Genomic DNA, 1,349 nt, shown 5'->3' with positions numbered 1-1,349 from the left:
CGAGTTTTTCAACATCGGGTAATGGTTGGCGGCTCCTTTTCGGAATCCGATAGGCTTTCCGAACAAAAAGAGGAGGCTGATCATGGAATATTACGCCGGACTGGACGTCTCGATGGAGGAGACACACATCTGCGTCGTGGACAGAGACGGCGTCGTCATCCACGAAACCAGGGTTGCTTCCACACCGGCTGACATCGACGCGGCGCTTATGGAGGCGCCGGCATGTCAGCGGGTCGTATTCGAGACCGGCCGGATGGCCCCGATGCTTTATCATGGGCTCATCCAGCGCGGCGTGCCCGTCATCTGCGTCGAGAGTCGGCAGGCCTATCAGGCTCTGAAGTCGCTCGCGACCCACAAAACCGACCGCAATGACGCGCGCGGCCTGGCGCAGCTGGCGCGCACGGGTTTCTTCAAGCCGGTGCATGTGAAGTCTCTCGCCGCCCACGCCATTCGCGCGCTGATTATCGCCCGCAAGAAGCTCGTCGGTCAGCGCGTCACGCTGGAGAACCAGATCCGCGGTCTGGCTGTGGCGTTTGGCGTCCGGCTTCCCCGCTCTCTGAGTCCCGCCTTCATTGAACAAGCGCTGAAGGCAAGCGACGGCGTCGATGGCCTGTCCGCCGCCACGCAAGGCCTCATCGCGGCGCGGTCAGCCGTGATGGCGGCGATCACCGCGATCGATGCCGACATCAAGAAGATGACGAAGGCGTCCGACGCTTGCCGGCGTCTCATGACCATTCCGGGCGTCGGCCAGTTGACGGCGCTTGCTTTTGCGGCGGCGGTCGACGATCCCGAACGCTTTAAACGATCGCGCGATATAGGCGCCTATTTCGGCCTCGTGCCCCGCCGTTACCAATCCGGCGAGGTGGACTATACCGGCAGCATTTCCAAATGCGGCGACAGGCGTGTGCGCACGCTGCTCTATGAGGCCGCGAACGTGATGCTGACGCGCTGCAAGGGGCCGCTGAAGCTCAAGGATTGGGCCTTCGCCATCGCCAAGCGCTCGAGCATGCGAAAAGCGCGGATTGCGCTCGCCCGACGGCTCGCCATCATCATGCATGCGATGCTGAAACACGGCACTGAGTTCAAACTGGCGTAGTCAGTCGCCAGCGACCAGACAGGAGGCCGAACCGAGCTCCCCAGCGGGAGCGACGCCCGAGGGAGGGAGTGAATGACGGCGCCGATTTTGTAGCATGCGGTCGCAGACCGACTGCGATTTCAACCAAGCCACTTCACACCCAGCTTACCCCATCAAGTGCCAAACGAGCACGCAGAGAACGCCGGCACCCGAAAGCGTCGTATTCGCTCAAAACTGAGCCGCCGACCCTTTACCCATTAGAGAACACAATCGG

At 61.9% G+C, this 1,349-nt stretch carries 1 protein-coding gene; it reads left to right on the top strand.

The genetic code is table 11. The annotated features are described in order from the left end of the window. Positions 1-82 precede the first annotated feature (82 nt). Positions 83-1,096 carry an IS110 family transposase gene (locus tag QM467_RS19690; RefSeq protein WP_283368037.1) on the top strand — a complete coding sequence of 338 codons (1,014 nt, stop codon included), beginning with the start codon at positions 83-85 and terminating at the stop codon, positions 1,094-1,096. The last annotated feature ends 253 nt before the right edge of the window (positions 1,097-1,349 follow it).

The organism is Rhodoblastus sp. 17X3 (genome assembly GCF_030056575.1).
GTDB lineage: Bacteria > Pseudomonadota > Alphaproteobacteria > Rhizobiales > Beijerinckiaceae > Rhodoblastus.
The sequence above is the reverse complement of the archived record's forward strand: the minus strand, read 5'-3'. Positions and strand labels throughout refer to the sequence as shown.